General features: G+C 50.2%; 17 protein-coding genes and 1 pseudogene. 9 read left to right on the top strand and 9 right to left on the bottom strand.

Annotated elements, in window-relative coordinates:
• The coding region (locus tag PN477_RS08485) for an IS1 family transposase (RefSeq protein ID WP_272122043.1) at positions 1 to 210 on the top strand (210 nt) is incomplete at its 5' end.
• A gap of 146 nt (positions 211 to 356) precedes the next feature.
• Here PN477_RS08485 and PN477_RS08480 read toward each other — a convergent pair.
• The 4 genes from PN477_RS08480 to PN477_RS08465 form a co-directional block, all read right to left on the bottom strand.
• Positions 357 to 965, bottom strand: a complete 609-nt coding sequence (locus PN477_RS08480) for a hypothetical protein (protein WP_272122041.1) — start codon at positions 963 to 965, stop codon at positions 357 to 359.
• 78 nt (positions 966 to 1,043) lie between these two features.
• Positions 1,044 to 2,489: a BREX system Lon protease-like protein BrxL gene (gene brxL, locus PN477_RS08475; protein ID WP_272122039.1), complete on the bottom strand. Its 1,446-nt coding sequence runs from the start codon at positions 2,487 to 2,489 to the stop codon at positions 1,044 to 1,046.
• Positions 2,470 to 4,713, bottom strand: coding sequence for a PglZ domain-containing protein (locus PN477_RS08470; RefSeq protein ID WP_272122037.1), 2,244 nt, complete (start codon positions 4,711 to 4,713; stop codon positions 2,470 to 2,472). Before PN477_RS08470 ends, brxL begins: the two co-directional genes overlap by 20 nt.
• A gap of 16 nt (positions 4,714 to 4,729) precedes the next feature.
• Positions 4,730 to 8,875, bottom strand: coding sequence for a coiled-coil domain-containing protein (locus PN477_RS08465; RefSeq protein ID WP_272122035.1), 4,146 nt, complete (start codon positions 8,873 to 8,875; stop codon positions 4,730 to 4,732).
• A 257-nt stretch (positions 8,876 to 9,132) separates the two neighbouring features.
• On the opposite strand from PN477_RS08465, the gene PN477_RS08460 reads away from it, so the two are divergent.
• A complete protein-coding gene (locus PN477_RS08460; RefSeq protein WP_272122034.1) occupies positions 9,133 to 10,209 on the top strand; it encodes a competence protein CoiA family protein in 1,077 nt (358 codons plus the stop codon).
• On the opposite strand, the gene PN477_RS08455 is transcribed toward PN477_RS08460, so the two are convergent.
• Positions 10,190 to 11,566 carry an HNH endonuclease domain-containing protein gene (locus tag PN477_RS08455; protein WP_272122032.1) on the bottom strand — a complete coding sequence of 459 codons (1,377 nt, stop codon included), beginning with the start codon at positions 11,564 to 11,566 and terminating at the stop codon, positions 10,190 to 10,192. The genes PN477_RS08460 and PN477_RS08455 overlap by 20 nt on opposite strands.
• 265 nt (positions 11,567 to 11,831) lie before the next feature.
• Here PN477_RS08455 and PN477_RS08450 point away from each other — a divergent pair, with 265 nt between their 5' ends.
• On the top strand, positions 11,832 to 12,791 hold the full coding sequence (locus PN477_RS08450) for a hypothetical protein (protein ID WP_272122030.1): 960 nt from the start codon (positions 11,832 to 11,834) through the stop codon (positions 12,789 to 12,791).
• Here PN477_RS08450 and PN477_RS20845 read toward each other — a convergent pair.
• Together PN477_RS20845 and PN477_RS08445 are read right to left on the bottom strand one after the other, a co-directional pair.
• A complete protein-coding gene (locus tag PN477_RS20845) occupies positions 12,754 to 12,897 on the bottom strand; it encodes a hypothetical protein (RefSeq protein ID WP_417158777.1) in 144 nt (47 codons plus the stop codon). The genes PN477_RS08450 and PN477_RS20845 overlap by 38 nt on opposite strands.
• Positions 12,898 to 12,992: 95 nt before the next feature.
• Positions 12,993 to 13,199: a hypothetical protein gene (locus PN477_RS08445; protein WP_272147156.1), complete on the bottom strand. Its 207-nt coding sequence runs from the start codon at positions 13,197 to 13,199 to the stop codon at positions 12,993 to 12,995.
• A 42-nt stretch (positions 13,200 to 13,241) separates the two neighbouring features.
• On the opposite strand from PN477_RS08445, the gene PN477_RS08440 reads away from it, so the two are divergent.
• Positions 13,242 to 14,309, top strand: coding sequence for a hypothetical protein (locus tag PN477_RS08440; protein WP_272122026.1), 1,068 nt, complete (start codon positions 13,242 to 13,244; stop codon positions 14,307 to 14,309).
• A gap of 186 nt (positions 14,310 to 14,495) precedes the next feature.
• Here the strand turns inward: PN477_RS08440 and PN477_RS08435 are convergent, their stop codons facing one another.
• Entirely contained in the window at positions 14,496 to 15,398 is a 903-nt protein-coding gene (locus PN477_RS08435) for a carbohydrate ABC transporter permease (protein WP_272122023.1), read from the bottom strand.
• A 181-nt stretch (positions 15,399 to 15,579) separates the two neighbouring features.
• On the opposite strand from PN477_RS08435, the gene PN477_RS08430 reads away from it, so the two are divergent.
• Entirely contained in the window at positions 15,580 to 19,785 is a 4,206-nt protein-coding gene (locus PN477_RS08430) for a PAS domain-containing protein (RefSeq protein ID WP_272122021.1), read from the top strand.
• A 364-nt stretch (positions 19,786 to 20,149) separates the two neighbouring features.
• Positions 20,150 to 20,449 (top strand): Mo-dependent nitrogenase C-terminal domain-containing protein, encoded by a 300-nt coding sequence (locus tag PN477_RS08425; RefSeq protein WP_272122019.1) that lies wholly within the window; start codon positions 20,150 to 20,152, stop codon positions 20,447 to 20,449.
• 37 nt (positions 20,450 to 20,486) lie between these two features.
• On the opposite strand, the gene PN477_RS08420 is transcribed toward PN477_RS08425, so the two are convergent.
• Positions 20,487 to 20,873 carry an allophanate hydrolase-related protein gene (locus tag PN477_RS08420; protein ID WP_272122017.1) on the bottom strand — a complete coding sequence of 129 codons (387 nt, stop codon included), beginning with the start codon at positions 20,871 to 20,873 and terminating at the stop codon, positions 20,487 to 20,489.
• A gap of 199 nt (positions 20,874 to 21,072) precedes the next feature.
• On the opposite strand from PN477_RS08420, the gene PN477_RS08415 reads away from it, so the two are divergent.
• From PN477_RS08415 to PN477_RS20750, 3 genes and pseudogenes are all read left to right on the top strand, one after another.
• Positions 21,073 to 23,268, top strand: a complete 2,196-nt coding sequence (locus PN477_RS08415) for a GumC family protein (protein ID WP_272122015.1) — start codon at positions 21,073 to 21,075, stop codon at positions 23,266 to 23,268.
• Between the two features lie 73 nt (positions 23,269 to 23,341).
• Positions 23,342 to 24,337: an adenosylcobinamide-phosphate synthase CbiB gene (gene cbiB / locus PN477_RS08410; RefSeq protein WP_272122013.1), complete on the top strand. Its 996-nt coding sequence runs from the start codon at positions 23,342 to 23,344 to the stop codon at positions 24,335 to 24,337.
• A 222-nt stretch (positions 24,338 to 24,559) separates the two neighbouring features.
• Positions 24,560 to 24,674, top strand: a pseudogene (locus tag PN477_RS20750) (photosystem II q(b) protein); the annotation flags it as partial.

The following is a 24,674-nucleotide window of genomic DNA, read 5'->3' as shown; positions in this document are numbered from 1 at the left end:
TATTGTGAAGCAATTCCCAAAGAGATCCATCAATCCACTGCCAAAGAGGAGGGTGAGACAAACCATATCGAGAGATTCAATAATACGCTACGGCAAAGATGCTCAAGATTAGTGAAGAAAGGATTATCATATTCTAAAAAAGTCTTTAATCATGAAGGAGCAATATGGTATTTTATTCATCACTATAATGCAAGTATTAATGTTGCTTAACTTACTAATTCACTACATATTTACCACTACCCATGATCCACACTGCTGGCATTGCCAAACTCATCAATGAGGGTAGCATGGATGCGATCGGCCACGCGGCGATCGCAGGGTGTCATTGCTTGATAATCCAAATAAATCATACCAATTCAAGAGGTAGGCGCGAAAAGATTAGCATGGCAAGCTTGAAAAATGTGGTTTAAAACCCCCAGTAATAAATCAAGATCTTTCGTAGAATATAGAGCAGTTTCCTGAACCATACCCTGAACAGACAGCCGATAAAATCGCCATCCATCTCCATTCGTGACAATGCCATAAATATCAATCCTCTTATTCTTGGCTATGTTGCGTTCTTGACACACCTTCATTTCCACTAAGCATTGTGCTAACCCTTGTTCAAAATCATCTTTTTTCGCTTCAACAATGCACAAAAAAGGCAAATCCAAATAATCTTTACGAGGAGCAATTAAATAGTCAACGTTGCCTGTGGTTTTTTCTCCTTCTAGCTTTGCACCTTTCCAGATTTTCAAGGTATTAATTCCCTCCATTGCCTCCTCACAAAATGCATCAATTAGCAACTCTTTCGATTTTTCACAGTAGCGGAGATCAAAACGAGTTTGTAACCTAAGCAAGCGTTCTCGAAAAAAAGCACTCGGTTGTAGGGTTACTTCTGACACTACCCAGGGCGTTAACTGTTCAATATCAAGTTGTTGATAAGCATCTTGCAGAATGAAGCTTGAAAAGTTCTTTTTTTTCATAATTCTTGAATTATTGTTTTCAACAAAATGAATGCTCGTATCTTAATTTCTTGTTTTAAAATAATTTAACTAAAAAGGCTAAATCGCTTCAGCATCAAGCTCGCGACCCGCCGCCCTATACTCATCATCTAGATAATACAGATTATTTCGAATATACTGCCGTAATTGGCACGCCGGTTTCAGGCAATCCCGTTCATAGTCTTCTAAAGTGAGTTCAAGATGGGGATAAAGGAGCTTTAAAAATCCTGATGCTGACTTCAAAACAGCATTTTCATCCCGCACCGTAGCCGTTTTAAACGCCGTGTGTTCTTTCGCATAGTTCAGGAATCGATTATCATACCTGAGTGATAGTAATATTTCGCCAAAATAATCCATCTTCAATGAAAACTGATGAGAAGCCATTTCATTTTTAAACTTGGGAATATACCAGCCGGGAATAATACCGATAAATCGATCTAAAAATGCTGTTTCCGAGAAAAAATCAGGTAAATCACCCACCAAATAATTTTCATTTCGAGGCTTGAAATTTTCCGTCAGTTCAATATTTGCCAGCATTACTAAGGAACAATCACTAGAAATTTCGCCAAACCCAGACCGGTTATAACGACCACTAGCTAGATAGTTTTTGAGCACTCCAATAATTTCATCAGGATTATCAAAGGTTAAGCTTTGGACTTCATCCAATACTAAAACATCATGACGGCCCAATAACCCCACTTCTTTCGTGCGCCCATCGATAAAAAGCTGTGCTGCTGTAACCTTACCCCCACTCACTAACTTAACTTTGCTACTAATATTTTCAAACACAAAACTTTTGCCCGTCCCTTTCGGCGCAAGTTCCATAATATGAAAATTCGCTTCGACTATGGGTAATAATCGAGCCATGAGCCAGATTTTTGCTTCATCAGTATAGTATGGATGCTCTGAGTTATAGCCCATGGCGCTGATGAGTAAATCCCGCCAGGCTGGGGTCGTGAATTGTTGGCGGTAGTTGAAATAATTCTGCGGATTTAAGATGGAAATTTGGAAGGGATCAAAGTGTAAAATCTCAATTTGGCCGTCGGGACGACATCCTAAACTAATTGCTCCCCATATTCCTTGGCGGAGCAACATTTTATGTTGTTCGATAATTTCTGTCGGGATTGCACATTCAGTTAAATTCAACGCGGGAATAATGGCGAGCGGTTCCGGAATTTTTTCGGCTTTGCTGTTGAGCTTTACTCGTACTTGCATTAAGGCGATTACCTTAACTGTACGACCTTGAGTTAAATCAAAGTGAATTTCGTTACGCTCATCTTTACGAGGAAAGGCTTTCTGGACAAACTGATTTACCTTTTCTTGTTCTTTTGATGTTAGCTTTCCAGAGCCGGGCACAACTTTATCAAGTAACCATTCTGCCACAAAACTTGGGATTCCAATTTGTGTCAAACCACTCGATGGTAAACGTTTTTTGTCAATACATAGAGTACCAAAGACAGTTTGGACTAATTGGTTATCATAGGTATTATTCGGATAAAAATTCATCGAGTATAGCTCCAGAAATACCGCTAATATAGTCCTGCTGAATCGTTAATGAAGAGCTTGGCGAGAGGGTAACAGATTGCTCGTTTTGGTTGGCATCTAAAAATAATAGCTTACCCTTTAACTGCAATTGAAAATCTTCTGCTCCACTGGCAAGCTCAGGAAATTTGGCTAGGGAAATGGGGATGAATTTGTCTTGTCTACCTGCAACCGAGCCATTGATGTGCTTGGGCTGTTCGGGGGGGAATAGGGTGTCAATTTCTAGACGCAGATCATACATTGATGTAGCGTTTGGATTGAATATTCGTAATTCTAATTTGCCTGAATTTCCGGCTTTGCCTGTGCCGCTCACGGTAGCCACCGGGGGCTGATAATTCACCACGGGACTCAGCACTGAGAAACCGAGGACTACTTCTTCCGGAAATAAGCCGCCGTGGGAGCCAATAATTTGATCATGAGAGGCTCGGTTAAAGGTGTTTGCGGTGGCCGCAGAACGAATAACACTCATTGATTTTGGCAAGTGATAGAGTTGGGCATCGAGGGAAATAAGCTGATCTTGTTCAAGTATTCCATAGGCAACTCTGCCATGCCATTCAAGATCGGAGGGAGGGACGGAAAGTTGAGGCGATGCTCCAAAAAGTTGACCATGATCGCTGGTAATTACTACTTTGAATTGATCGGAATTTGGGGCTTTTTTAAGTAGATCGAGAATTCTTGCTGAGATTTCTTTGAGTTTGAATTTTCGCTCTGTATGGTAGCAGTAATTCCAATCTCGTTGATCGTGATAGAGCTTGTCTAAAATTATGGTGTCCCAACAATAGAGTTGATGGGTTTTCTGTTCAATATCTTGATCGAGTTTGGCTAGAGAATTATCTGTATAGCGCTCTCCTAGTCCGAGGGTTTTAAAGGCTGTGTTGAGGTCGTTTGACCAGCTTTCATGTTCGGGTAAAAGACCACTGTAAAGGCTCCATTTAGCGTATTGGGTGGTGGTGGGTAAAATGCTGAATCGGGGCTGGATATCGGTTTCAAGATTTAAGGTATTTTCTTGGGTTAAAAGTTCAACGAGATGCTGATGATCGAGCCAGCCTAAGCCATCTACAACGACCCAGAGGACGGGGCTTTTTTTGATGTGGGTTTGAATGTGTTCGGTGATGTTGTAGTTCAGGAGTGATGTGGTGACGGGTTCGTTGGCGAGGTCGGGGTAGTGCTGGAGCAGCCAGGTGACGAAACTCTGAGCGATCGCTTCACTCTCCTTCTCTTGGCTATAGAGCGTTTCCCAACGGCGAAAGGGAAGATACTGCTGGGTAGCCCAGGTGAGCGCGTCTTGGGGTGAAGCCTCGCTGTGTAAGGGGTGTGGAATTGCTGGGGGGGTGCGATCACTCAAGTCTTGCCGTTGCTGAGGGGTGAGATAGGGCTTGAGTTTGCCTTGACGGGCGGGTGTACACCAGGCGGGATAGTCGCTGAAGAGTTCAGCGGCGAGGGTGGCGATCGCGGCAAGGTGGGGCTGGGTGTCGGGGTGGATTGTGTCGATCGCGCCGCCTTGGGTCTCGATCAGCTTACTCCGCCAATAGTGATCAAAGTCTGGTTTGAGGGGGGCGGGCATGGGGCCAGGATAGGGGCCTAGGTGGGGCAGGGGTGGAGCATCGGCAATACCAAGCCATTGTTTTAAAAAATGGGTTTTATGCTCGGTTTGGTAGTGGGAAAAGTAGGGGGATGCTGGGCGCTGTTGTTGCCAGACCTGTTGTAAAAACTGGCCATCGGGCGGCATTGCCACGGTTAGCCAAGCGGCTAAATTTTCACGGCTGGGGGGGGCAAGCCAAATCGTGAGATCACTATTACTCAGGTGGGCGAGATAGTGGGCGATCGCCACGTTCGGATCAGCCAACTCATAGCGATTCAAGGTATTCACCATCGCCAAACAATCCGCGTCTGTCCAATGGATCGGAAGCTCCAGAGGGGCAGCGATCTGCTGGGCTTCGAGGCGAGGCGATCGCTGTTCCGTGACAATCCACGCCTCGCGGTGGTGGGCCTGCAACCATACCCGCGTCCAAGCACAAAGCCGCTCCCCCTGCACCCACCATCGCCCCCTCGCCGTGGGGAGGTGCTCCACCCATTGCCGCTCGGTCGCGATCGCCTGAAACCCGGCCGCACAGTCGTACAATCCCGACGGATCAAGAATGATCTGAGGTGGGAATGGGGGCGAGTTGGGGGGAGGATGATCGATCATGAGGATTGAGGGCGAATCACAAATAGGTTTGGAGGCGTTGATAGAGGGTTTGGCGTTCCGGGGGGGCGAGGGTTTGGAACAGGCGTTCGATCTCATGGCTGGTGTTGAGATTAATGAGGGATTGACAATGGTGGGTGATGTGGTCAAGGCTTTCCCGCAGTTGATGGGTCAAGTAGGAGGAATGTTTAGCACGGTTTTGGGTGATTTGGGACAGCAGGACTTGGGCTTGGTGACTTCTGTGCTGGGGGTTGGTGTCCTCCATCAGCGTTGTCACCTGATCGCCTAGGGTTTTGAGCCAATGCTGGGCTTGGGTTTCTTGGTGGTGACGGAGGCGATCGCGAGTCTCAGCGAGACCTTGGCTCAACCGATTGAAATGCCCATTCAAGGTGTCACTCAGTTGCACCTGATTCAACCAGCCATCAAGACGTTGGCGCAGATCGTCACAGTCTTGGGGGGTGCGTTTGTGGGTCTGTTCGTAGAGTTGCAGCAATTGGATCAGATCATCGGTTTCCTGATTGAGGCGATGATAGCGATCAGCGAGGGAACTCTGTTGATAGGTGCTGGCGGTTTTGAGCAGGGTTGTCCGCAGGGGTAGCAGGTCTGCCGTGGTGGTGAGGTGTTGGAGGCGGTCGTTATACCTGTCAAGGTCTTGGTGGGCCTGGGTGATGCGATCGCGGAGGGTTTGCTCTAACCGCTCCAACTCTGCCACACAGTGATCGGCACCGGGGTCTTGGCGGTGTTGGTGCAACGTGGCTAGGCAGGTTTCCCACTGGCTAAGGGTTTGGCTGGCGTTGACTTGGGCGGTGAGGGTGGTGAGGCGATCGCGCCAAGTGGCGATCGCGGCCTCCTCCGGGTCGGGGAGCGGCGGGGCGGCGAGGGTCCCATTGAGAATAATCACCTCAAGCTGTTGATGGAGACGGCTCAGGCGGGCTTGGCTGTTGGGGTCGGTGTAGCGTTTGGTCTGGTTGCTCAGAGCTTGATTGAGGCGGAACGCATCCGCCGCGCTGAGGTCGTCCCGGTAGTCCTGTTCCCAGGTGGTGAGTTGGGTCTGGAGATCGGTTTGGTGGCCTTGGATTGCCGCGATCGCCTTCTGATACCCCGTCTCTATTTTCAACGCCGGAATCATCGCCGCCTGCTGTTCAATCTCTCCAAGGCGTTCGTCATAATCAGCTTGGGTCGCATTCTCACTGAGGGAATCGTAGAGCCGTTCAACCCGCTCCACCGCCCGCTGAAGCTGATCCCCCTCGGTAATTTCATTAATCCGGTGCTTAATATCCTGCTGAATTTGGGTGAAGCGATCGCGCCACAGGTTCCCCGGCAACTCCGCAACCTGACGCTGATAGAGTTCCACATCATTGAGCTGGGCGTGACAGTCCTCGATCGTCACCAGAGTCGCCACCTGCGCCCCTTGGTCATCCACAAACGCACTGAGGTGATGGCGCAAACCCTGACGCGCCTTGTGATACCGCTCAACATCCGCCTCATCCGGGCAGACCGTCACCATCGGTAACTCCATCGGTTTAAACGGAGCCTCTAACCCCCGACTCAGATCAATCAGTGGGGTTAATTCCGGCTCTGAGGGGAGCAATTCCGTCTTCTGAATCACTGCAAGAATGGCGTTAATCCCTTGGATTGCTGTTTTGAGGTCAGCACATTGAGCCTTCAGATCCTCAATCGGAGCCGTCTCATCGGGATTCTGTAAATAGGTCTCTAGGTCGGGCAGCCAGCGATCGCGGGCCTCGCCATAGGTGACACTCGCAGGAAGTTGCGGCATCGGCTGCACTTTGCGGCGCACAAGGATCGGTCGGCTTTTCGCTTTTTTCCCCTGAACAGACACCCATTTATCAATAAAATCCTTGGGTTTATCAAATACTGGCGTATTTACCCAGGCTTTGATCGGTTCGGTTTGAATATAAATAGATTGATTCGCTTTGGGAATCCCAAAACTTCCCCGCAAAACCACTTCAGAACGATGAAACGCAATCCAACTGGTAAATAAGAGTGCAAAAGTGTTCTTGTTATAACCGTAGGGAGGCTGGCGGAAGAGTTCCCAAATTTTATCAATTTCAACTTCTTTTGAGTCTTTAGACTTAACCGCTGTGAGTTCAGACAGTTGATCCCAAGCGGCTTTAAGATTGCGGTTGGTCGGTTCTTGCAGAATGTAACGATCGGAGGCTTTCTGGAGCATCCCCCAGGTTGTCACCAAAACCGGATCAATGACATTTCGATATTCAGCCCCCGGTAGACTTTGGGGTTGAAGAGTATCTTGGAGCAATTGTTTGCAAATATAACCCAGGATTTTACCGCTCCGGGTGTTATTCTCTGCCATTTTATCGACATTAGCCACACTGGGCACAAAAGGATACAAATCTTGAAAAAGTGCCGAGAGGACGAGGTTAAGATTTTTGCGATCGCCCGCCGGAATCTTATGATTGAGATGGCAATGATAGGTACTGTTTTGAAACAGACTTTTTAAGAGGCGATCGCGAGTCTGTTCCCAAATCACGATTCCCTGTTGTTTCACCGCCCCCCACTCCTGTACCTTCTCCTTGCGGGCAAACTCTAACTGATAGAGCATCTGGGCCAATTCGCTGGCCGGTTCTTGGCTGACACAAACCACAATCCGCCGCTGCACCCCATTCAGATCAGCCCCCTTGGGAGTCAGCAGTTGATCGAGTTCCGTATTCAGGTGGGTCAAGGTTTCGGGACTATCCGCAATCACATAGAGTACCGCCGTCATCTCGTCCCCCAGAGCATTCGAGTTCGTCAAGAATTGGCGAAAGAGGCGATCGCTCCGCACCCATTGGGGCACTTGCCAATCATTGGCCGCGAGTTTGTGATCTTGGATAAATTGATGCGGGCTGGCTGTTTCTCCCCCCAAATACTTAGCCCCCTCAGCCGTCATGAGATAGTCTTGCACCCGATCAATTCCGGCTTTCCGGTTGCCAATTTTTTCGTAAATACGTTCAAAAAATTCATCCACCCCCACGCCCCCTTCATAGAAACGATAGGTGTGATCCGATTCAGCATGGAAAATAATCCGGCGATCATGGACTAACTGATGAAGCACCTCTTTTAAACGCGACGAAGAAAATCCCGTCAAAGTCTCTAGCAGCATCTCATGTTTTTCGGTTTCAGACTTTTTGAGGAGGCGGCGGGTACTACTCGTGAAACTTGACGCGATGTTATAGAGTAAAATCCCCTTTAAAACCGTCATTTCTTCCGGGGTAGCAGAGGCAGAAATTTTATTACAGGTGTGCTCATAATCAGAATATTGGCGACTGTGAACCGCCTTGAAATTCTCAGCAAAGGCATCAATTAACGTCACCGGATTAATTAAATTGAGGCGGCCATTTTTTAACAGTGGCTGATGATCAATAAAGTGCTTGGCTTCACTTTGGGCGAATTGGATCGCGGTGCGGCCCTGGGCAAAATCGAGGTTACAGAGGAGATAGGTGGTGAGGGGATGGAGGGGAAAACAGCCGAGGGTGATGTGTTTATAAAGGTCTTGGGGTTGCCAGTTGCGGCTTTGGTAATAGTGGCCGGTGCGATCGCGATACACAGTCACATTCAACGCCATTAGGGTATTGGTATGGGTTTTTGCAAAATCAGCCCAGGCCGCTGTTTGTTGTCTTTGATTGAATAAGCCCTTAATCACCAATTCCAAACTTGCGATCGGTTCGTAGGTACTGTTTTTCAGTTCGAGGCGGGTAGCGAGGCGTTTGTAGCTGTCGATTTCTTGGCGGGGTGTGTAGCTGTTTAAACTTTTTTGGGTGAGGCAGAGGAGGGTGATTTTCCCCTTGTGTTGCTCGCAAACATTGGTGATATTTTGCAGGGTCATGCCCCCAGCATTGACCGGATCAGCCGACCATGTTCGGAGATAGTTATAGAGTTCATCAAAGAGAATCACCACCCCTTGAAACTGGGCATTTTCCCCTAGACAAAGCCGCTGAATCACATCATTGAGGATGGTTTCTACATCCACATCGGCATCAAAGTCAGGCTTGATCTTGAGGAGGTGGCGGCAAAGGTCGCTGACCGTCGAAATCACTTCGTAGTTATGGGTTTGGAGTTGGTGGCGGAGTTCGGTGAGTTCGGTGTTGTGGTCTTTGAGCCAGGAGGTGGCGGCGATCGCTCGGTACGCGGGCGAGGAGGTCGTCACGGTAGTTAATCGGTTGGGCGTTTTCTTGGTCGGCGAGGTGTTCGAGTTGGGCGGGGCTGGGGTTGTCCCACCGCAGGAAGTAGCGATAATATCTAATGAGATTGAATTGTATTAAGATGATTTTATCTTACTGCCGTTACTCTGGGAGATTTCAACCAATTTTCGTGATCACAGCCAACGAAGGAATCAGCGTTTTAACCCAATCTGACAGAAGAGAGTGATTCCCAATATTTGAGTGATTAGTATTTTCTCGGATAATGATTAAGTATCAGTTTGCTTACAACCATCAAAAAGACATCATTGATATTCTCTCTTTATCTAAAGAGATTAAGTCAGATCATGAGCCGTTTAGCTGTCTAGGCTGTGGAACGCAACTAGTTCCAGTTCTTGGAAAGAAAAGAGCCAAGCATTTTCGCCATAAAGTCACAGTTGGCTTGAATTGTTCACCTGAAACATATTTGCACAGCTTGGCAAAGCTAGAGTTTTATAAGGTTTATTCAGAGTGTCTCAATCAAGGAATGTCCTATGAGATATCTTTCAAGTCTCGAAAAGTATGTAATTTTTATGAATCTGAATTTTTGGATTCTTGCAATTTATCTGAAGAATCTTATGTTTATGATTTAACAAAGTATTTTGATCATGTATATCTAGAAAAAAAAGAAGGAAATTTTATTCCAGACATCTTATTGAAAAATAGACAAAAAAATGAATCAATGTTTTTGGAGTTTGTAGTTACTCATGATTCAAGTGAGAAAAAAGTAAGCTCTAGTAATAGAATCATTGAATTTCATCTTCAATCAGAAAAAGATATTGAGATCATTCAGTCTAAAATAATCAAAGAATCAAATAATATAAAATTCATAAACTTCAAGAAAAAAAATACAAGAAACTGGTGTCAAGGAAATTGTCTTATATCTAAGATCATTCCTGGTTCTCGTAGTCATCTGGATTCAAAACGCTATGATATTTTTTGTGTATACAAAAGTGGAAAAAGTAGGATTTTACACTTAAGATTGACACAAATTGAGCAGATGTTAAATGAAAACTCGTTTCTATTTCATGAAATCATTGATCCCTCAGAAATAATTGGCTCCAAAAAAAATTTGTATCGAAGCATGGTGATTTATGCTTATAAAAAAGGAATAGGAATAACAAACTGTTACTTGTGCAAGCATCACCGATCCAGTAGTATTTTTTCTGAAACAAAAGCAGACTTTTGTGAATATATAAAAGGCACAGCCAATTCTAATAAAGCCGCAGAATGTAAATTTTTTCAACCCGATAATGATACTTTTTCGCGTTATGAAATGCCTTTTAGAATTTCCAACCAGTAGCGAAACCCTGACCAGATGCGATCGCGATCAGTGGTTTTATTTTCGTTTCGTATTGTTTGGCAAGAATTTCTAAATCAAGCAAGTTTTCATAATCTTCAACTTCAAGATCAATTAAAAACGGACTAACTTGATTAATCCATTTTTTTGTACTCATGTTTGCGTGTGTAATTTTTAGACCTTGATGCTGTAACCTTACGAATTCCAAAAAATAAGAATCATGGGGGATTTTATTTGATTTTGAAGAGTTAACAGATTTTGCGGTAGGAATTAAATTCCAAAGCTGATCATGGGCTACAAATGTCCACGGCAAAAAATGATCTAAAGAAAAATCTTTTTCTACCTGCTCATGAGAATAAATACACCGTAAATCTTGGCAATTTTTTAAAACTAAATTCCAATAGGATCGCTGATGTGATAGAGATTCGCGTTTTTCAGGTGGAAATATTTTGTTAATGAGGGCGGTAACGTTTGGGTTTTTCGATTGCATATACTGCACAAACTCCCAAGACACCCACGATTGAATGATTTTATAGTGAGTTTTAAAATATTCTAGCCATTCATCATGTAAAACAATTGAATTTTTATCTGATGAAAAACTGTATAAAGGCTTTCTTGATTCAAAATTCTCTATTGATAATTGCCAAACTGTATCATTAACATTTTGATCGGGGAGTCCTTTCGTTTCTTCGGCAAAAAATGGCCGAATGAGGCGAAAAGGAACATAATCCGTTAAGCTCTCGGTGCTGCTGCTTAGTTCGATGGTTTCTAGGTGTTCTCTGAGCTTTGCTTGATCACTGCGAGAAAAAGTAATAATTGATTGATCTAGCTTGAAATCAATGCGGTCTAGTTCTCTCGCTACCATATCCTGAAGCCCAAAGGAAAGGCGAAACGCTGAATGGGGATACCATGCGATCACGAGCATTTCAGCAAGTAGATCGCGCAGGTTCAACGTTAAGCCTGGAGAAAATCGGTTTTTCTGTAGTAGTTTCAGCAGTGCGAGAAAAAATAGAAATTTATAAGAGTTTGTAGTCCTTTCAAAAAGTCTTGATAAAACACCGACGTTTAAGCGATCCGAATCTGGCAGGGTTTGCAGAGAAGCGGAAACGGGGGGAGCTTGGCGCGTCTGGGACTGGGTGAGCGTTCCCAAATAGAGGTGTATAAAATTTTGCGCGGCTTCGGGGTTGATCTTTTGAAGAGTGGCGGCAATTGCTGCGATCGCGTCCCCTGTTGGATCGGTCTGCTCGTGGAACCAGCGAAAGACAACCACACGATCATAACCGAGATCGTTAGCTAGCTGACTCTGAGCGATTCCGTAGAGTTCGAGCGTTTGGCGGAGTGACTGACCTGCTTTTCCCATGGAGAAATTATTGCAAATTTTGGAAAAAGCTGTGTTAGCATTTATGTTAACAATTCACTTTCAGAATTTAGATTTTGTTCTATGAGCTATCGCACCCGGTTACATAACTGGGTGATTGTTCGGCAGCTTCCTAATATGCAGCGTGTGGTGGTTCGGCGTTTTGTGAAACGTGCGGACGCTGAAAACTGCGTGATTATCCTGCGCCGTTTCGATCCCCAAATGAATATAGATGTTATGTTTGATCCCCCGTTGGAGAGTCCCCACAATGGTTAAGTTTCAATGCCCAGGCTGTAAGCGTTGGATCACACCGGGACAGAATGCACGGGCGAACTGTACCCGTACTTGTGGCTCTCCAGCTTGCCAAAAATTCCGCATCGAAACAAATGTGCGAGGCCATGATTATTTTCGACAACGTGACAAAATTGCCCAACTCAAAGCGCAAGGGGTAGATCTGGTAACGTGCCAAATTTGCGGGGATGAATTCCAGATGATTCATTTTGCCCATGTAAGAACTCACGGCTTCACGCTTTCAGAATATAAGGAAATGTACCCCGATGCACAAATTTTAAACAGTCGATCCAAACAATATCGCGCTCAGATTTCGATCGCAAAATCAAAATATTTAACCTATGATGGCAAAGAACCCGATGCGAAACTGTTTGAATTTTTGGCCGGTGCATTGCTGGGCGATGGTTGCCTATCTCAGGGAAAATCTAAAATCAATGCTCGATATTCAGAAGGTGCAGCAAATCAACCTTATTTAGAATGGAAATATCAATTTTTGTCAGAATACTTTCCTTGTACCTTTAGCTATCAGGAGCCAAAGCCCCATCCAAAAACGGGTAAAGTTTATCCGGGTTGGTGGCTCAAAACTTCTGTACATCCCGTTTTAACTGAACTGCGCCGACATTGGTACAACCCCAAAAAAGTTGTACCAATGGATTTTATTGAACAATATTTAACAGAATTTGCGCTGACAATTTGGTTTTGTGATGATGGGCATTTAGGAAAACATAACGCGCTACTTTATCCGATGCTTTTTAGTGAAAAAGAGGTTAGATTTTTGCGCTATATGCTGCTCTCTCGTTTTGGGTTGACGACTTCATTGATTCTCAACTCTAGCGGCCAGCCGATCATAACAATTTTGGCAGAATCTAAACCAAAATTTCAGGATATTCTGTCACAGTTTAGAATCCCCGGCATGGCTTACAAAACTCACGGTTAACAATTTGACCAAGCACAGTACAAAGGGCCTTAAGTTGCGGAATGGTCAGACTAGCAGTGCTGATCCCGCGCTCCCAGTTGCTCACGGTCTTGCCCGTCACGCCAATAATGCGGGCTAGTACAGAGTCAAGACTTAATATTCGGATTGTCTTGAATGTCCAACGCTCAACGTGACGGTGCGTTACGCTTCGCTAACAGCACCCTACAAACATCCTAATTCTTGGCATTGACGCTGCACTAGTCCATCCTGGGATAGTTTGGCTTGCTCCCTGAGTTGCTTAAACGTGAGGCGATCGCCACAGTGTTTCATCGTGAGAATGTCCGGTTGAGCGTAGGCTATCATCTTAGGCAACCCTAGGGGAGACTTCCCCTTCCCAGATGGCCCAGCGTATTCACGCTCATCAACCATGCAGGGTTGCTCCAGAGCCTCACCTCACATCATGAACTGACTATGCGCCTTCAAAACACCATTCTCCTAACCCTCGTGGGCCTGGGTCTCCTCATTGCCCTGAGCCTGAATCTGTTTGCCCAGCCAGAGAAAACAGCGATCGCCGCCCCCTGTGAATACGACCCCGCCGCCTATGTCGGCCTCAACCCCGACAGCCTCAGCCGCGAACTCGAAACCCGCGGCCTAATCGGCGAAATCCACGGCGTGAACTCCCCCCTGAATATGACCGTGCTATCGGTGCGGGAGCCGGAAAACTTTTTCAGCCATCAAGAATTTTCCGTGATCGCGGCGAATGACACCGTACAAGCGCAATTGAACGACCTCCATCGCCATGATCGGGTGTGTTTGCAGGGAACCGCCTTGAAAAATCCCAGCCCTCAGCCCCATATCCGAGTGGAGCAGGTGCAGGTGTTGGGAACCTGGGACGGTTTAGCGGCGGAGGAGGACTATGGCTATGCGGTGGACTTGCCCGCCTTGCTGCGCGACACGACCGAACAGGTGGGGATTGTCCATGCGATCGGAGCCGGTGGGAAAATTTTGGTGATGGGCTTTGGGGATGCGATCGCGCCCCTCGTCGTCGATGACCCCCAATGGACAGCGAATCTTTACCGAGGCGACATCATCCGGGTTCACTACCAAATCCAAACCCAGCCCAACCAGCCGCCCCATCTACGGCTTGATCCTGCCGTCGCTGAACCCGTGGAAATGATAGATGCGATCGTCGCCGAACATGGCCAACCCGCCACCCTCACCGGCTCTCTCGTCAAATTTCCCCAAAGCCCCCAACTCAAATTTGATGTCTACGGCTTAGATGTCGTCACCCATGACATTCACCGCATCTTCACCCTGATCAACTTCAGCGACATGGACACCTTCACCGCCCTACGCGAGCGACTCGCCCAGCTCTGGGATGCCCAAGCCGACACCGCCCAGCGCGATCGTAACTCCCTGATCAACCCCAACATCACCCTCACCGCCACCGGAACCATTAACGTCATCTCCCCCGACCAAGCCAACCCCCAACTCCTGATCGACACCGTCAACGACATTACCCCCACACCCGCCACCTAAAACACCCCGTGCAGCGTCAACGCAAAGGATTAGGCTCCTTGTTTTAACCCAATCTGACAGAAGAGAGGTAGGGTGCTGTTAGCGAAGCGTAACGCACCGTCACGTTAAGCATTGGACAATCAAGCCGATCCGAATCTGAAGCCCTGACTCTGCACTAGCCCCGATTTTTCCTGGGCCCTTCACCCCCTAACGCTGCACATTTTGCCAAGACTCGCGGCCCTGAGAAATCTTCAAATTCACCAAAGATAGGCTAAAAATCACCAAAAACAAGACTAAGCCAATCGTACAGGCATAGCTGATTTCCAAATTTTGAAACGCCTGTTCATAGAGGTAATACACCACCGTTTTTGAGCTATTCAACGGCCCCCCCTGGGTCATAATGTAGATTTCTTCAAACACTTTCATCGCCGAAATTGAAGAAATAACCGTCACCAAAACCAGGTATGGCCGCATCAAGGGTACTGTAATATCCCAATGCTTACGCCATCCCGTTGAACCATCCAAAGCAGCCGCTTCATAGAGTTCATCGGGTATCCCTTGTAATCCCGCTAAATAGATCACCATGTAGTACCCCAGTCCCTTCCAAATCGTCACCACCATCACACTCCAAATTGACCAATTCGGACTCGTTAACCAAGGAATTTGGCTCGAAAATCCCAGGCCTTGCAGCAGTTGATTGAGCAGCCCATTAGACGAGTACAGGGCATTCCAGGCAATCCCAGCCACCACCATGGAAATCACCACTGGTGCGTAGAAGGCCATCCGGAACCAATGAATCCCTTTGAGTTTTTGATTCACCAAGATGGCCAGTCCTAACGGTAAAAACACGAGGACAGGCACAACCCCCACCAGATAAATCAGTGTATTCCCTAGGGTCTGCCAAAAAACGGCATCTTGACTCAAGCGTTGAAAATTTTCCCAGCCGATCCACACGGGGGTTTGGGTGATGTCATATTCGTAGCGGGTAAAGCTGAGGGCAAAGGCTTGGAGGGCTGGAAAAAAGACCGTTAATGTCAGTAAAAAGAGGGCAGGAAACAAAAAAAGATAGGGAGTCCATCGAGATGAATTAAAGGGCCACAGCGTTCGCATCGGTTGACGTTCAGAAAGAAGAATTGTATTAAGGTTAACAGTCAAGGGAGAATTTTTTGCGGTTCAATCAGGCTAGGAGGTTGATGGTGACTCTACAGTTTGTCTCTTCTCTGCTTGTTCAAGCTGAAATCATTCATTCTGGAATTACACTGGTGGTTAAGTCGGAACGGCGTGAAATACTGTGCAACCTTTTAGTCATGGTCTGGCTGCTTTGAATACATTATTTGCATCAGAGGGACATTCATCGACCCAGATTGCCGTAACCCAAAACGATGATCTGGCCTTTAAGCTGTTGTTGGGGATGCCCGTGCCGATGCTGGTGGCACGACTAGCAGACCGAGAGGTGCTGTATCGCAATGACCATTTTGATCAGGTGTTTGGGGTTGTCCAGACTAAAACTTACTTGGACATGTATTTTAATCCCAGTGCCTGGCAGGTGATTCAGCAGGCGTTGTTGCAGTGCCATTTCCTGCCCAATTATGAACTGGAATTGCGGCGGCCGGATGGAGACTCGTTATGTGCGGTGGTGTCGTTACAGTTGTTGCAGCACCAGGGCGAAGATCTGGTGTTGGGGACGTTTTTAGATACGACTTATCCACGGGCGATTGAACAGGCGTTACAGGCGAATCAACGGCGTTTGGTGGCGATTACGAACCATCTGCCGGGTTTGATCTATCGCCTCTGTCTCACGACGCAACGGCTGGAGTTTATGAGTGAGGGGGGAGAGGGGCTGACGGGGTATCGGACGCGAGAGTTTACCCACGATCGCAGCATCACGTTGAGGGATTTAATCCATCCGGAGGATCGCGTCCGAGTGCAGCGGACGCTGGAGGCGGCGCTGGAGCAGCGGGTGTCCTATCGGATGGACTATCGCATGGTGACGCGCACGGGAGAGCAAAAATGGGTCTGTGACCAGGGGTATGGGGTTGTGACCCCTCAGGGTAATGTGGCGATCGAGGGGTTAATCACGGAGATCACTGACCAAAAGCGGGCGGAGGAGGAGCGCCAACTGTTGCAGGAACTGAGCCAGATGATTGGCGAGGCGGCGGATTTAGAAACGGCGTTGCAGGGGGTGTTGGCGCGGGTCTGTGAGACGACGGGGTGGGCGTTGGGGGAGGTGTGGTGTCCGGGGCCGTCGGGGCAGGTGTTGGAGTTGCATCCGGCTTGGTATCGGAGTGCGTCGTTGCGCCATGCCCAGGAGTTTCGCATCTACAGTGGGGATTTTCGGTTTGCGCGGGGGGTGGGGTTGCCGGGGCGGGTTTGGCAGTTGGAGAAGCCTCAGTGGTTTCCGGATGTGTCCCTTGATCCGACGTTTGTGCGATCGCAATTGGCCCTGCGTTGTGGGTTGCGGTCGGGGTTTGGTGTGCCGATTATTGCCGAGGGGACGGTGGTGGCGGTGCTGGTGTTTTTCACGGTGGAAGCGCGGTTGCGTGACCCGCGCCTGTTGGATCTGCTTGGGGCGATCGCCACTCAACTCAGTGGCATGATTCGCCGCAAACAGGCCATTGACGACGCGCTCCACTCCCAGCTTGCCCTCCAAGAAAGCCAACGCCAACTCACTAGCCTCATTGATGCCTTGCCGGGGGTCTTTTTTCGTGCTTCGGCGCAGGTAGATTGGCCGATGCTCTACCTCAGTGAGGGCTGTTACGGCATCACGGGCTACACCAGTGCTGAATTAATTGCCAGTGGGTTTCATTCGTTTAATGAGTTGATCCACCCCGACGATCGCACGCGGATTCTCCAGGCGATTCGCCGGGCCTTGGCCCAACGCAAACGCTACAACCTGGAATATCGGATCATCACCAAAACGGGGGAAGAGCGTTGGGTGTGGGAGCGGAGCCATGGGGTCTATGATGAGGCGGGCGAGTTGGGGATGATTGAGGGGCTGATCACCGATATTAACGATCGCCACCAGATGGAACGGGCGTTGCGCAATTCGGAAACCGAGCAGCGGGTTTTGATGTCGGCAATGAGTGATGTGATCTGTGTGTTTGATCGCCAGGGGCGCTGCTTGCGATCGCAGATTCCCCCCAGCTTGACCCCCTTCTTTGCTCCCCTCAGCACTCCCCCCACCGCCCCCGTTACCACCCTCCTCAACGCCCCCCAAATCGCCGCGCACCAAGCCGCGATCGCCTTCGTCCTCACCCACAAAACCCCCCAAGTGGATCTCGAACTCACCCTCAGCCACGCCGGTCAAGACCGCTGGTTTGCCGCCAACATTTCACCCCTCGACTGCGATCGTGTGATCTGGGTGGCGCGAGACATCACCCTTTGGAAAGCCGCCGAAGCCGAACGCCAAACCCATCTAGGGGAACTTGAAGCCCTCTTTGCGGCCATGACCGATCTAATCCTCGTGCTCAGCGCCGATGGGACATATTTAAAAATTGCCCCCACCAATACCGCCTTGCTCTACCGCCCCGCCGATGTCTTACTCGGACAGTCGATCACCGATATTTTCCCCCCCGACCTCGCCGCCCTCTTTCTCCGCGCCATCGATCAGGTGCTCGCCACCGGTGAGACCTTACACGATCTGGAATATTGTCTGAACATGGGCGATCGCTCCATCTGGTTTGCCGCCACCGTATCCCCCACCCGTGAACATACCGTCGTCTGGGTAGCCCGCGACATCACCACCACCAAACTCGCCCAACAGGCCCTCGCCGAAGCCGAACAAAACTACCGCAGTATTTTTGAAAATGCCCTCGAAGGGATCTTCCAGACCTCCCCCGATGGCATCTACCTCAGCGCCAACCCCGCCTTGGCCCGCATCTATGGCTACCCGTCCCCAGCGGAGTTAATCAGTTCCCTCACCGACATCGGCCATCAGCTTTACGTTGACCCCCAGCAGCGGGAAGAATTTCAAGATGTGATGCAAAAACAGGGGGTCGTGATCGGGTTTGAATCCCAGGTCTACCGCAAAGATGGCACGGTGATTTGGATTTCAGAAAATGCGCGGGCCGTGCGGGATGAACGGGGGAATATTCTCCGCTACGAAGGGATGGTGATGGACATTACCAACCAAAAAGCCGTTGAAGCCGAACTCCATCGCCGCGCCTTTTATGACCCCCTCACCCAATTGCCCAACCGGGCCTTGTTTCAACTGCGCCTCAATGAAGCGATCGCCCGTAGCCAAACCTCTGCGGCTGATGTTGATAGCGAACTGTACCATTTTGCGGTCTTATTCTTAGACCTCGATCGCTTCAAAGTGGTTAACGACAGTTTGGGGCATTTAGTGGGGGATCAACTCCTGATCGCCATTGCCCGCCGCATTGAAGACTGTTTACGCACCGATGACATTGTGGCCCGACTCGGCGGCGATGAATTTACAATTTTGCTCGATGCGATCGAAGACATCAACACCGCCACCCGCATCGCCGAGCGCATTGAAACCGCCCTCCGCGCCCCATTTGATCTCAACGGCTATCAAGTCTTCACCGGGGCCAGCATTGGGATTGTGCTCAGTGGGAATCTCAACGTGTCGGAGACGGAATGGGAAGGGCAAACGGCGGAAGAACTCCTGCGCGATGCGGATACCGCCCTCTACCAAGCCAAAGCACGGGGCAAAGGTCGGTATGAACTGTTCACGCCCACGATGCACGACAAAGCCATGAGTCAAATGAAGTTGGAAACGGAACTCCGCCAAGCCATTGAGGCTCAACGGTTCCAACTGCACTATCAGCCCATTATTAACCTGAAAACTGGCATGATTCAGGGTCTAGATGCCTTGCTCTATTGGCATCATCCGCAGCAGGGTTTGATTCCGGCCCTTGAGCATTGGCAACAGGTGGAGGAAACGGGCCAATGGTTGGCGATGACCCACTGGATGATCTCCACCGTCTGTGAGCATCTGCAACAGTGGGAATTAACCACCGATATTTTTGTCCATATCCATTGTTCGGCGCGGCAATATGGTCACCCTGAGTTTTTAAAGCAGCTCGACACCATTTGTGCGCAAACCCAGGTGAAGCCGAGTCAGCTTCGCTTGGCCGTGACCGATGGGTTTTGGGAGCATCAGACAGCGGGATGGCATGAGCAGTTAATGGCCCTGCGCGATCGCAATATTCGCCTCTGCATTACGGAATTTGGCACGAGTCATACGAGCTTGCATCGTTTACAACAGTCACCCATTCAAAGCTTTAAGCTCGACCCCGTTTTAATTCAAGAGCTTGGCGACCCAGGGGAAACCCGCGAAACCCTCCGGATTTTGATTATTTTGGCCCATCAGTTTCACCTTGATGTGATCGCCTCCCATGTCACCACTGCCCAACAGGTGGAAATTTTGCGGGAGTTGAATTGTGATTTTGTCCATGGCCCCCTCTTGGCGGAAACCTTTGATGCCGTGGCGATGAAGCACCTGCTCCACCAGTCCCCGCCCTTAATGCTGTGATACCTCACCCATTCCGGATCGGGTGTAGGTGAGCCAGAGGCTCACACTCCTTCCGGGAATTCTCTGCCGTGCGAGCTTCTATAGCAATCAACAAGTGCATTAGGACAGGCAAGGGGCTTAAGCCCCTTGTTCCAGAGTCTCTGAAGAGTCTCTGAATATCCTAACCGCTCTGGCTAGTACTATAGCTCGTTGCCCTGATCGCAACATTGGCAGCTTGGGGCAGGAATTAGGTTTGATTATCTTTGATAAAGTTTATTTATATTTAATGGGTCTTTATATTCTCTGGAATTATGGATATAGTATGAACAACGCAGCAAACCAATGCACTGCACGGCATTCATTCACGTTTTTCAGAGGCTGAATTATGTTGAACTCAACCCACTCGTTACCATCATCCCACCCTCGCTTTGCACCCTTGCAACCCGTGCGCACTTGGCTCCAGAGTCTGGCGATCGCTAACGCAACCATGGCCCGCCGCCTCTGTACCGTAATCCCCAATCAATGCCCCTTCGCCCGTGAAATCCGGATCTTAGGCCGCAAAGTCGCACAAATCCCGCCCTTGTGCAAACTCAATCCCCTCTACCCGGAATTGATGGAACTCCGGTTCCGTGCACTCTGTTACTTGGCCGATGAATGCAATGAAGACATCAGCGCCTATTGCTAATTGGGGGCAGACTGGCCCAGCGATCGCCCCGGCGGTGCTAGGTGCGAGCGGCACAGTAAGCACGCCATCCCCCGTATTCTGTAATTTCTTGTCCCTGCTCACAGCAGATCGCCTCCCCCACCACGCCCAACACCTCTTCACCATCCACGAGGCGCACTTTCCCCACAGATAAGCCTGGGGGTTCCTGCTGCAAAATCTGTGCAATCCCAGCGGCAGGAACGGCCCACAGTTCGACGGCTACCGCAACGCCCCCTTGGGCAACGCGCTGCATGGCAGGATGGCGATCGCCAATCGTCCAAAGGCGGTAACAGGGGGCGGTGGTGGTTTCGCGGACAAAGGTAGCGTTGACCGCGAGGAGATTGCCATTGAGTTCTAACCCTCGCATCAGCGTGCCATTGACGGCTAATAAAATGGTGTCGGTCATGGTGTGTTCTTGAAAACCTGACAGGATGCAGCCTGATTTTAGCGCGATCGCCGCCCCCCACAGTCCCCGCCATCCTCACCCTGCCAGCACCGCGCCCCCCTAACCCACCGGGTGATCAATCCGTTGGGAACAGGATCGCTTTTCTGCCTTGGGGCCGCTAGGATTAAGGTGCGGTTCCTTCGTCCTGTGCAAAAGACCCATGACCTCCCCTCTTGTGAAGCGGTTTCAAGTCAGTTTGGATCGGAATAAACTCCTGGGTGTGGCAACAAGTGGCTTTGTCTTGGGCTTGGCGACGGTGGTGGCCCTATTACCGCCCAAACCACCCCCCAACCCTGAATATGCGGCGACGGCAACCTTAACCTATAGCAACCCGCCCCCCACCGCCACAGAAACCGGCCGGACGTTGTTTGAACAGGGACGCACCTCCATCAGTAGCCCAGAATCCTTGCTGACGGAGCAGGTGGTGTTTGATGTGGTCACCGAATTGGACATCAAGAATATTGAACGCTTTGTCAAAAAGGTTGAGATCAATCTCCCGAAGAAAGAGACCGATCCGCCGATTATTCAAATCAAGTTCACCGACAATCGGGAAGAGCGAGCAACGCGGGTGTTGGAATTATTGCTAGAGGCGATGGTTGCTCAGAGCCGAACGGTGAATACGTCTCGCTTGCGGGCCCAGATTGCGGCGCTAGAAATCCGGTTGGCGGAGGCGAAAACGGAGTTACAAACCGCAGAACAGCAGTTTTATCAATTCATGAGTCAGCAGGGGTCATCATTGGTGGCGGCCCAGGATGGGAGCTTATTCACGGCGATCAGTACTAGCCAGCAGCAACAGCGGGATCTGCGGTTTCAACTCGAAGGGGTGACAGCGCAGATTGATAGCATTGTGGGGCAATTGGGGTTAAACCCGTCCCAGGCGGCGTTGGCATCGGCGTTGAGTGCTGATCCGATTATTGCCAATTTGCGGGCGCAGATTTTGCAGGTGGAAACGCAGTTGGCGTTGCGATCGCGTGAACTCCGCCCGGAACATCCGATCATGGCGGATTTACTCAAACAAAAGGCCACCTTTGACCAACTGCTGCGAGAACGGGCCGATGAAGTGGTGGGGACGGATGGCGTGTTTCGGGCCCAGGTCAGTGAAATCCGCCGCGACAGCAGTTTAGATGTGACGCGCCAACAGTTGGCCAATCAGTTGGTGAATTTGCAAACCCAAAAAGATGGTTTGACAAAACAGTTAACCCTCGCTCAACAGACGGAACAACAACTGCGCCGCGATTATGAACGGTTCCCCAATCAACAGTTGGATAAAGAGCGGCTTCAACAACAGTTAACCCTGAAGAAAAATTTTCACGATTTTTTACAGGCGAAGTTAGTGGATGCCCAATCGGCAGAGGCGGAAGCGGTGGGCAGTTTAACGATCGCCCAGCCGCCCCTAGCGCAATTGGTGCCGAGTACCTATTCACCGCCGCCGGGCCCGCTGATGATCATGCGTGCGGGGGTTGTGGGGGCGATCTTGGCCGGGGCGGGGGTGATTTTGGTGTTGGGCATTCTTGACCCGCATTTATATACGGCGAGTGAGATTCGGGCGGTGTTTGGCGATCGCGATGTGCTGGTGCTGGGGGAATTGCCGATCTTGAATGCGCCGCCGTATCGGGAAGATCTGCCGCTGATCCAGGGATCGAATGCGGTGTATGGGGATCAATACGAGCGGTTTCGGAGTACGCTGCGCCGTGTGGCAGGGTCCCAGGGCAAGGTGATCTTGATGACCAGTGTGGAGGAAAACGAGGGCAAGAGTCTGACCTCGTATAATTTGGCGATCGCATCGGCCCACGCCGGTCAGCGCACGTTGTTAATTGAGGCGGATTTGCGATCGCGCTCCCGCGTGTCCTCCCTTAACTTAGCGGTGGATCTCGATGCCGTGGCGGAACCCCTCAGCTACTACGGGGCAGCCCAGTCCTGTACCGTCCTCGCCCCAGATGTGGCCAATCTCTACGTCATCCCCAGCGCGGGCCCCCAACGCAATGCTGCGATGCTCCTCGAATCCAGCGAACTGCTGCGCCTCCTCCAAGATGCGCGGGTGCGGTATGATTTGGTGATTCTCGACACGCCCCCCCTCGACCATTGCAACGATGCGCTGCTGCTCCAACCCCTCACTGATGGCATGGTGATCACGACGCGGCCCGGGGTGACCCAGAAAAAACCCTTGGGGATGATGTTGGAACAGTTGCTCGATGCTGAAATTCCGATTTTTGGCGGGGTGATCAATGGCAGCGAAGATGTGGTGGCCACGGAACCGACTCCACCCGGACGCGATCGCACCTTCTTACCCACTGCCCCGGCCGCCGCCCCGCTCTCGCCCGATGTCCCAACGCCCTTAGCACGGCCCCGCACCTGAAAACCGCAGGCATCAACGCCCCCACAGGGTTAAATAGGGAGACGTTGATGCTCTTTTCGTGATCCGGTGCGCTATGGTTGATCCCCTCTTGACTGATTTTCTGATCCTCTGTGCGGCGGCGGGGTTGGACTATGCCATTGGTGATCCCTGGGCTTGGCCCCATCCGGTGCAGGGCATGGGCTGGGTGATTGGGCGATCGCAGTCCCTCATCCTCCGTTTAGGGCCCGGTTGGCCGCGCAAATTGGGGGGCGTGGTGTTGGGGTTGGGATTAATTGGGGGGTGTGGCGGGTTGGGCTGGGCAATTCCAGAATGGGGGGCGCGACTGCATCCGGTGTTCGGGGCGATCGCTCAGGTGATCCTCCTGGCCAGTTGTTTCGCTGCACGGGGTTTGCGCTGGGCGGCGTTGGACGTGCTCGAACCCCTCGCATCCGGCGACCTCGACCAAGCCCGCCACCAACTAAGCCGCTACGTGGGCCGCGACACCGATCAACTGGAGGCCGGGGAAATGCGCCGCGCTGTTTTAGAAACCATTGCCGAAAACACCACCGACGGTGTGACCGCGCCGCTGTTTTATGCGATCGCGGGTCTTTGGCTGGGGATTGGGCCGCTTCCCCTCGCCCTAGCCTACAAAGCCGCCAGCACCCTCGACTCCATGATTGGCTATCGCCGCGATCCCTTCCACGACCTCGGCTGGTTCAGCGCCCAACTCGAAGACCGCTTAACCTGGCTCCCCTGTCGCCTCACCGTCCTCCTGATCGCCCTCCTATCCCGCCACCCCCGCCACGTCCTCACCCTCTGCCGCCGCGATGCCCCCCAAGACCCTAGCCCGAATTCCGGCTGGAGTGAATGCGCTTATGCTGCGGCGTTGGGCGTGCAGGTGGGAGGCTTAAATACCTATCGCGGCGAACTGCGACCGAAACCGTTACTCGGTGACCCGATTCACCCGATTACCCCGGCGGTGATTGATCAAGGGTTGGCCTGGATGCGATCGCTCTTCCTCTGGGAATTAGCGATCGGCGGGGCGGGGGTTCTGCTGCAATTGGCCCTATCGTTACGGTCTGCCCCATAATCCCTGAGAATGTTAACGGTTTTGTGAGGGGTGGATTAAAACGGCTGAAGGGCTTGATTTGATTGGTTTTTGGGAATTGGGAGAGGGTGCGATCGCCCCCCAAAACCGAGTACGGACATCCCCAATTGTTACAAACGCTTTACATTCATTAATTTTCTTGCTATTGTTGTACCCAAGGGAAACAACTTCCCCCATACATACCTTTCTCGCAATTATCTAACCATGACCACAACCATTCAGGCACAACAAAGCGGCTCCATCTGGGAACGCTTTTGCCAATGGGTCACCAGCACCAACAACCGCCTCTACGTGGGCTGGTTTGGTGTCTTGATGATCC

The sequence above is a fragment of the Spirulina subsalsa CS-330 genome (assembly GCF_028330765.1).
GTDB lineage: Bacteria > Cyanobacteriota > Cyanobacteriia > Cyanobacteriales > Spirulinaceae > Spirulina > Spirulina subsalsa_A.
Note: the sequence above shows the minus strand (reverse complement) of the source record. Positions and strands in the feature narration are given on the sequence as shown.

Coding starts and splice junctions, on each gene's coding strand:
- PN477_RS08425 (WP_272122019.1), top strand. CDS start 20,150: ATGTTGAACTCAACCCACTCGTTACCATCATCCCACCCTCGCTTTGCA.
- PN477_RS08460 (WP_272122034.1), top strand. CDS start 9,133: ATGATTAAGTATCAGTTTGCTTACAACCATCAAAAAGACATCATTGAT.
- cbiB (WP_272122013.1), top strand. CDS start 23,342: ATGGTTGATCCCCTCTTGACTGATTTTCTGATCCTCTGTGCGGCGGCG.
- PN477_RS08440 (WP_272122026.1), top strand. CDS start 13,242: ATGCGCCTTCAAAACACCATTCTCCTAACCCTCGTGGGCCTGGGTCTC.
- PN477_RS08455 (WP_272122032.1), bottom strand. CDS start 11,566: ATGGGAAAAGCAGGTCAGTCACTCCGCCAAACGCTCGAACTCTACGGA.
- PN477_RS08420 (WP_272122017.1), bottom strand. CDS start 20,873: ATGACCGACACCATTTTATTAGCCGTCAATGGCACGCTGATGCGAGGG.
- PN477_RS08470 (WP_272122037.1), bottom strand. CDS start 4,713: ATGATCGATCATCCTCCCCCCAACTCGCCCCCATTCCCACCTCAGATC.
- PN477_RS08480 (WP_272122041.1), bottom strand. CDS start 965: ATGAAAAAAAAGAACTTTTCAAGCTTCATTCTGCAAGATGCTTATCAA.
- PN477_RS08435 (WP_272122023.1), bottom strand. CDS start 15,398: ATGCGAACGCTGTGGCCCTTTAATTCATCTCGATGGACTCCCTATCTT.
- PN477_RS08450 (WP_272122030.1), top strand. CDS start 11,832: ATGGTTAAGTTTCAATGCCCAGGCTGTAAGCGTTGGATCACACCGGGA.
- PN477_RS08445 (WP_272147156.1), bottom strand. CDS start 13,199: ATGGTTGATGAGCGTGAATACGCTGGGCCATCTGGGAAGGGGAAGTCT.
- brxL (WP_272122039.1), bottom strand. CDS start 2,489: ATGAATTTTTATCCGAATAATACCTATGATAACCAATTAGTCCAAACT.
- PN477_RS08415 (WP_272122015.1), top strand. CDS start 21,073: ATGACCTCCCCTCTTGTGAAGCGGTTTCAAGTCAGTTTGGATCGGAAT.